Source organism: Paenibacillus sp. P4_A7 (assembly GCF_056402455.1).
On the sequence record NZ_JBFUHJ010000225.1, the window covers coordinates 1 to 8,446 of the forward strand.

Here is an 8,446-nt window from a genome sequence, read left to right on the forward strand (position 1 = left end):
AAATACACCACCAACAGATAATATCTTTTTCTTCATACTCATTCGCCAACTTCCTCTCATCCTGTTTTTTTAGCATCTATTGCTATTTTAATAGACCTAACTACCTCCCAAAATCCGATTGTTTAACAGTAAGCTTTTTCTATACATATTTTATAATTTCTGCGGCTTCAATTCTGTAACCTCGATTACATTTTGTAAAAAGAAAGGGAAAAACGTGCGAATAGCCAACACTTGCATTCCCTATTTGATTAAAAGTCGAGAAAGATTGAAATCCGCACCGTTCATCGTAAACATCGTAAAACCCGAAAAGTGTTGAAAACAAAGGATTTCTACATATCGATTCGTTGCATTCCTATTACACACTCCACATGTGTTGGGTGCTGAGTGTCGGATACTTTCTAAAAAATAAAAGCGCCCGAACAGCCAGCACATCTTTTTCACAAAACCATACATTATCCAATTAGTTCATTCAAGATCTTGGACGTGCCAGCGAAACGATAATACAATTTCACCGTGCCGTCCTCTTTAACTTCAAACTTTTCAATAAAGCGGCTAATAGTTCACGATCGATAGTCTGGGTGGCTTGTAGCGGTTGTAGGGTTTCTCTTGAAAAATCTTCGGCAAGCTGCAGAGCGAATTTTATCTTTCCGCTACCTGGCGGAGCAGCCTCTTGTTCATTTGCAAAACCGAAGTGGAGCTTGAGTAAACAGCATACGCCCGATTATTCCTCACGGAACAATCGGGCGCATGCTGTTATTTCTTGACCTCCTGATAACGATCATTGTAAAGCTTCAGAGCCGTATTGATGTCACCCATTGCCTTCAGGTCGGAAACAAATTTGTCCCACTGGTCCATCCGCATCTTGCCAGCGATAAACTTTGTGATTGACTCCTCAACGAAGGTCGCCATCGGCGTCAGGATACTGCTCATCTCCAGCTTCTCGTCTTCAGTAAAGACTAGTGGCGGCATGTTCACACTTTCTCCAGGCGCGATCGACTCTTCGCCGTTTGCCTCATCCGTGTACAGCCAGTAGTTTCTATCCGTATATTCGCCATCCACATAAGCAGGAACCGTCTGCGTCAGTGGAATTTCAGCTTCCTTTTGCTGTGGAATAAACTGGATGCCCGAACGGACACTCATCGACATATTCACACCATAATTGGCCAGCTCCTGCATAGCCGAGGCAGCTCCCAAAATTTCCGGCTTGAACGTTTTCTCGCCATTCTCCTTCGTGAAGGTTACACCTTCAATACCCCAGTTAGCGAGCTCGACCATTTCATCTGAATACTGGTAGTCCAGCATTCTGACGACCAGCTCGGGATACTTGGTTTTCGCCGAAATGACTGTACTATACCAGGACGAAATTACTTTGCCCTTTATCTGGGAACCACCCTTCCACGAAACCTCACCCTTCAAGTTTTTCGGATGCGGAATAAGGCCCCACACAACCTCAGGATGCTCCGCGTTATTGTTCAGCTTCTCCTTCAAATCCAGTCCGAAGACGAAGGGGGCGATGAAATTTTTGCCACTAAGCATCTTGGCAATGGATTGGTCGCCGGTATTGATCGCATACTCCGGATCCAGCAGTCCTTCTGCATAAAACTTTTGCAAATATGCGATGACGCCCTTGAAGCGATCATCATCCGCCAATGGTCCGTACACGAATTCCTCACCATTAAAGAATATACCGGTGCCTGAATGATTCATAGTGAGCAGAGTATTGATAATAGCCGTGCCACCGTACACATTCGTCAGTGGATAGGAATCCGGATAGAGCTCCTTAAGCTTCTTCGCTACCTCATACATTTCATCGAAGGTCGTCGGCGGCTTCAGGTCATGCTTTTGGAAGATATCGAATCGAACCCCAAAGACACCCTGAGTTCCATTATGATTTCCTTCACTTCCATCGGGGAAGCCATATATGCCTCCTTCGGTAGAAGCCACCTTATCCTCACCATACGGATCGCTATCAAGATACTTCTTAAAGTTTGGCATTTGATCCATATATTCCTTCAGGTTAAGCAGTTGCCCGTTGTCACCCAGATCGTGTACCTTGCCAATGTCATTTATGCCAAAAACGTCCGCAAAGTCACCACCGGCGATATAAGTCGGCATCTTCTCCAAATAATCCCCAAATGGTGCTTCCTCCCACTTAATGTCCAACTTCACACCTAGATATTTCTCCATCATTTCCTTCCACTTGTCTTGAACCTGAGTGCCCAATGGYGACTTGGAGAATATCGGATTGTACACTACCAGTTTCAGCACTTCCGGTTTTTCCCCGCTACCTTCAGCCTTGCCCCCATTGCCCTTGTCATCTGTGCTGCAGCCACTCAAAACAGCCATCAACGCGAAGATTGCCACTACCAGCGAGATCCCTAATCGTTTTCTCATGAACACAATTCCTCCTTCTATATCTTATCTTGATATGCAATCAACCTTTAATCGAACCAATCATGACCCCTTTTACGAAATAGCGCTGAATAAAGGGATAGATTAAAAGGATCGGCGCCATGGCAACCATGATCGCTGCCATCTGCAGGTTTTTCGGATTAATCCTGTTGCTTACCAAGAGAGCCTGGATTTCGCCATCTGTGTAACCAGATCCAAGATTTTCTTCAATTACGATCCGGCGCAAATACATTTGCAGCGGGTACAGATCGGAATCCTTCAAGTAGAGCAAGGCATTGAACCAACTATTCCAGTGGCCCACGATCGTAAATAAGGCAAAGGTAGCAAGGAGCGCCTTCGATAACGGGAGCGTGACCTTGTACCAGATGACGAAATCATTCGCCCCATCCATATAAGCGCTTTCACGGAGTTCTACAGGAAGCTGCTGAAAAAACGTCCGGAAAACAAAGACCGTGAATGCCCCGATCGCGCCCGGAATGATCATCACCCAGAATGTATTCATCATACCCAAATTTTTGACGACCAAAAAGGTTGGAATTAAACCTCCCCCGATAAACATCGTTACTGCCCAGTATACGGTCGCAAATTTACTGAGTACAAATTCACGGATTGCAAGCGTATAGGCTGCCAGCGAAGTGAGCGTCAGCGTAATGAGCGTCCCGACACCTGCATACAGGATCGTGTTACGATACGCCTTGAAAATTTCCCCGTCCTGAAACAAGTATTTATACCCTTCCAGGTTAAACCCCTTCGGTAGCCAGCTGACCTTGCCAGCCACGATCGCACTCGGAGCACTGAGCGAAATCGACAGCACGTTTATTAACGGATAGATCATTACAATCATCATCAAAACTATAAATGTATAGTTGGCGACGTCAAACAGACGGCTAGAGATCGATTCTTTATATCGCATAGTCCTAACTCCTTTACCACAAGCTATTCTCCGAAACCTTCCTGCTGATCCAGTTAGTCAAATATAACAGGAAGAAGGAAATGAGCGAAGTGAATATACCAATAGCAGCCGTGTAACTATATTGTCCACCCTCGATACCTTCACGGAAAATATAAGTATCCAATACGTCAGCCGTCTCATAGGTTAATGGACTGTACATCAGTAGGACCTTTTGGGCATCGGTCCCCATGATACCGCCAATGCTGAGAATGAACAGCAGCATTACGGTCGGCATAATAGCCGGGATCGTAATATACCAAACCTTCTTCCACCTTGTAGCCCCATCAATCGTAGCTGCTTCATATAGATCATTCGGAACACCTGCCAAAGCGGCCAAATAAATGATTGTGCCCCAGCCGATACCTTGCCATAAGCCCGAGCCGATGAACAGCGTCCGGAACCAGCCAGGTTCAGCGAAAAACTGAATAGGCATCTGTCCGAACCAGGCAACAACTTCATTAAACAAACCCGTCTCAGAAGCAAACACCTTCAACATACCTACAATAATAATGGTAGAAATAAAATGCGGCAGGTAGGAAATCGTTTGCGCAAGTCGCTTGAACCAACTGTGCTTGATCTCATTGAACAGTAGCGCAAGCACAATCGGTGCGGGAAACGTCCAAAGGAAGCTAAAGACCCCCAGCAAGATCGTATTTTTCAGAATGCGCGGACTAAATGGGTTTTTGAAGAACATCTCAAACCATCTCAGCCCCACCCAGTCGCTCCCCCAAATACCTTTCGCTACGTTATACTTCTTGAAAGCAATAACAATTCCAGTGAGCGGAATGTAATGAAAGATAAATGTGATCAACATAGCCGGCAAGAGCATCAGGATCAGCACCCGTTGCTGGAGCAATCGTTTCCAGAACGACTTTCCTGTACGCTGCTGTGTAGTCTGCACTTTCCGAGGGGCCTTCACCCCATTTGGAACCGCTACCATTTTCAAGAACCTTCACCTCCTTTCGTGGGCAGATCTTCATTTGTCCAAGATATTGTTCAAATGTATCGCCATCGTAGCATCGCCCATAAATAGGAAACAATCATCCGATTTTGTGTGGCCTTGTCTTCGTGTTTTAGTATGGTGTGGCATCCATCAAAACCTTACTAGCATTGACCTTTTGATGGTCAATCACCAGATTTAGTGAAAGCGTTATCACAAGAATGGTAGATCGATATTGACAAAAAAAATAGCCCTGGTCCAGCACTTACAGGACCAAGGCCACTTGATTGAACATGGTATACGATCAGAATCAGACAGAGGGAAATCGCTGCCTGTCATTTCATGGGCTCGCCCAGCGTGTGAACCAGCTTCTTGAACTCTCCAGGCGTGATGCCCACGATCTTCTTGAAGGTGCGGATGAAAGTATTCGCCGACTCAAAGCCGACCGAGAGCGCAGCCTCATTCACCGATAAATTCTGCTCGGTCAGCAGAAGCTTCGCTTTCTCGACCCGCACCCGGCGTACATAATCAACGAAGTTCGTCCCCGTAGCCTTCTTAAAGTAATGGGAGACATAGGTGTACGACAGCTTCACCTCATCTGCCACCCGATCTAGATAGACATCATGCATGTAATTCTGTTCGATGTAATCGATAATAATCTGCTTCAGATCTGTCTTCTCGTCAGCGTACTGCTCTGACAAATCAACAAACCGCTCAATCAGCAGCCGGTTCATCAGGGAGACATTAAAAATATCGCGATAATAGCGGATAAAAGCGCTGATCTGCTGCTGCGAGCCTTCATCCCGCTGTCCTTCCCGGCTATTGAGCATAATGACATACAGATTCAGTAAATAGTAATGCATCTCATGCTGCCGGAATATGGATTTGCTCTGGTTTTTGGTCCATAATTCCGTCAAAAGGAGTGGAATAGCCTCAGCATCCCCGCTTGTGACTAGCATCATCAGTTGTTTCTCCTCCTGGATATTCAGATCGAAGGAGCCCTCCTCCTGCAGCTCATCGTCTACAGTCGCAAAGCCAATTCTCCACCCCTCGCCCAGTTTCATAACCTGCTGCTTGTGGAATACAGAACGACTCTCCTCATACGCCTCCCGCAGGTCATCCAGTTCTGTGTACACATTGCTGATCCCCATGATCATGAATAGTCCGGGAGCATGCCAGACCTTGAGCTTCTCAATGAGAGCAGAGGCAACCTCTACGGCAGGGTCAACCTGGACAAAATAGGTGCGCTCCTTGGCGTACATATTGATGGTCGTGAAGGTGAAGGAGGCGCCCAGCAAATATTCGAATTGCCTTACCGCTCCCGCAGCATGATGGCCTTCTCCATCCTCCAGAATAATGGTAACCACCAGATAATGCTGCCCTGTCTCTGCCGCGTAAAGCATATTTTTCAAATCATGATCCAATTCGTGACCCAGCATCAGTTTGTTCAGAAAGCTCTCCTGCACGAGCTTCTCCTGCTTCTTCAGGTATCCACCTACAGAATGCAGTTCCTCTTGGAGGCTTGATATCGCCTGATCGAGCAGTGCGTACTCATTCGTCACCCAAGCACTGCCCTGGCCACCAATATTCAATTTACCCAGCATATTGCGCAGGGGCCGGTATACTTCCGCATTCATGAGCATGAACAGCAGCAGACAGAACACCATAAATACAGTCAGCAGCAGGATCGTATAATTATTGATCTGCTGATTCTTCTGGGCAGCCACACTACTCGTATGACCAATAATAAAGTGGAAATGATCGGAGCTGCTGGTCATGAACGAATATACACTGTCTGGAGAACGACGTTCCAAGATGTCGACCACTTCGTCCAGGGATGCCGGTTTGGAGATAAAGCGTAGATCGTGCTCCGTCCCTGATACGATATTCAATTCCCGGTCCAGTACAAGAACCTTCGTATCATCCCGGGAGGTTACCGACATTAGCGCCCGATTCTCCGCCTCTCTGTCCGTAACGACGTAAATCGCCATATCCCGCAGCGAATACAGATACATATTGGCCTGGGCGTTCATATAGCTGATGGGCTGCAACATGATATTCCCCTGATTGGTTCTGTCCTCAGACATTGAGCTTACCGTTCTCCTGGACCCCTCATCCAGCTTCTCATAAAACACTCTGGTCGACATGATCCCTTCTGTCCCGAGCACAATTTCCGACTGCTTAAAACGGATAAATATATCATGGATATCACTCCGGGCATTCCTGAAGCTGCGTATATTGCTGCGCACATTCGCCAGCTGCATGTAGGTATCTGCATCGTATTTTTTCGTATAGGAGAGGGAAACGATGGAGCGATCATACGTATATTGATACATAATTCGTTTGATAGACTCCATCGTGTCATGGGTCAAATTGACGATGCTGACCATTTCCTTCTTGTTGGATGCCTGAATCTCCTTCTCGACCACTTTTATAAAATACAAATTATTTATGTAAGCGAATACAATTAGAAACAACAGCACTATAATCGTGATCCGTAACAGCTTCATCACAACATTGGAGTCCCGGGTTAAACGGTAGTGCCAGCTTTTCAACGATAATCATACCTTTCCATAACGAACAAAATGAAAGCGTATTCAATATGACGTGAATGATAAGACTCAATCAACCTTGCTTGCTTCTGTTAGTGTGAGATAAATGGTAATTCATAGTATATGCTACTTAAATATGTGTGCAATCTCTACTAAGCATTTTAATATAGAATGGCTGCTTAGTACAAGGAGCAATAATGTTAACTACCATAAAACTACTAAATTGTAATAGTATATATCAAATCATCCTTCATATAATCCTCAGATTTTCTTCAGGCTCCCTATGAACAAAATTACAATTTTTAACATGACKCTAGTGCACAACAGAACCAGCGAAGCGCTCTCCCAGACTGAGCTTGGCCCCAAGGTACCTTCCAACATACAATAGAATCATTTTCAATCTACGAAAATAGAGCAAGCTTAAGCACTTTCTCTCCTAATGCTTAATAATTAATCAGGTAAATGAGTTATTCAATGCATCCTCACAACCGACACACATCACTCCACATGTGTTAATTTGAAGAAAACAAATAACCATCTACAATCCCTCCGTCGCTTCGATTCTTACGAGTTTTATTTCCTACGTTGCAACACAAGAGTAACGGTAGAATTATATCCTTCTCAGCATCTGGGTAAACCAAAAGCTCCTATCTCTTTGGCCTAATAGACCAGATAGGAGCTTTATATAATAAGCTTATGGATAAACGCGATTCGGAAGAATTTTTAGCCAAATCTCAGTTTCTTTATCCTTTTTGCTGTAGTCATGATAATTAGTTGCTTCAAGGACATCTCTGTAATGCCACTGTTCTGGCTTGTTATCCGGCCACTGCTTCGCGTCTTTGTGAATGTCTTTGGTCTGGACATGTCGATCTAATACACTATTGATTAAGGTCATGGCTTCAGCACGTGTGATGTATTGATCAGGCCTAAAGGTCTTATCCGCATACCCCTTTATCCAGCCTTTGTTCACAGAGGATGCAATGTACTTCTCTGCCCAATGACCACTGATATCTGTAATGAAATCATTAGTTCTTTCATCTAGTTTATCAAATCTCGAAGCAATTGCAGCGAACTCTGCTCTAGTTATATACTGTCCCGGTGCAAATGTTCCATCTGGATAACCATTTATTACTTTGGCTTTATTCATCGTAGCAATGTATTTGTTAGACCATCGATCACTCGTCACATCAGAGAAAGAATGCGTGTTAGAAAGATAATCTTTGCGGCTGTTATCTTCCATTAATCGGTAAAAAATAGTGGCAACCTCTTCACGATCGATATTATTTTCGGGCTTCACCATTCCATCTGGATAACCAATTATATAGTCGAAATGACGATCATACTCTAATTTAGGCGGCTGTATAACAGGAGGCGTTGGCGTTGGCGTTGGCGTTGGCGTTGGCGTTGGTGTTGGTGTCGGTGTCGGTGTCTGTGTCGGTGTTGGTGTTGGTGTTGATATTGGCGTTGGTGTCGGTGTTGGTTTAACTATAATTGTAATCGTCGATAAATATTCATCGCCACCTTCACCAGTTAGGACGAAGACTGTGAATGTATCCGTACCTGTATAATTCGCTTCTGGCGTATATGTCC

5 protein-coding genes are annotated in these 8,446 nt (G+C 45.0%); all 5 read right to left on the minus strand.

The window, feature by feature from the left end:
- Nucleotides 1-753: 753 nt before the first annotated feature.
- Nucleotides 754-2,394 carry an extracellular solute-binding protein gene (locus tag AC1DWN_RS21440; RefSeq protein WP_477560935.1) on the minus strand — a complete coding sequence of 547 codons (1,641 nt, stop codon included), beginning with the start codon at nt 2,392-2,394 and terminating at the stop codon, nt 754-756.
- 40 nt (nt 2,395-2,434) lie between these two features.
- Nucleotides 2,435-3,325 (minus strand): carbohydrate ABC transporter permease, encoded by an 891-nt coding sequence (locus AC1DWN_RS21445; RefSeq protein WP_477560936.1) that lies wholly within the window; start codon nt 3,323-3,325, stop codon nt 2,435-2,437.
- Between the two features lie 13 nt (nt 3,326-3,338).
- Nucleotides 3,339-4,304, minus strand: coding sequence for an ABC transporter permease (locus AC1DWN_RS21450; RefSeq protein ID WP_477560938.1), 966 nt, complete (start codon nt 4,302-4,304; stop codon nt 3,339-3,341).
- 335 nt (nt 4,305-4,639) lie between these two features.
- Nucleotides 4,640-6,814, minus strand: coding sequence for a helix-turn-helix transcriptional regulator (locus tag AC1DWN_RS21455; protein WP_477560939.1), 2,175 nt, complete (start codon nt 6,812-6,814; stop codon nt 4,640-4,642).
- Nucleotides 6,815-7,550: 736 nt separating this feature from the next.
- On the minus strand, nt 7,551-8,446 hold an 896-nt coding region (locus tag AC1DWN_RS21460), incomplete at its 5' end, for an S-layer homology domain-containing protein (protein ID WP_477560937.1).

What these genes read in the sequence shown, in the direction of transcription:
- AC1DWN_RS21445 (WP_477560936.1), bottom strand. Translation starts at nt 3,325, where the DNA reads ATGCGATATAAAGAATCGATCTCTAGCCGTCTGTTTGACGTCGCCAAC.
- AC1DWN_RS21450 (WP_477560938.1), bottom strand. Translation starts at nt 4,304, where the DNA reads ATGGTAGCGGTTCCAAATGGGGTGAAGGCCCCTCGGAAAGTGCAGACT.
- AC1DWN_RS21455 (WP_477560939.1), bottom strand. Translation starts at nt 6,814, where the DNA reads ATGAAGCTGTTACGGATCACGATTATAGTGCTGTTGTTTCTAATTGTA.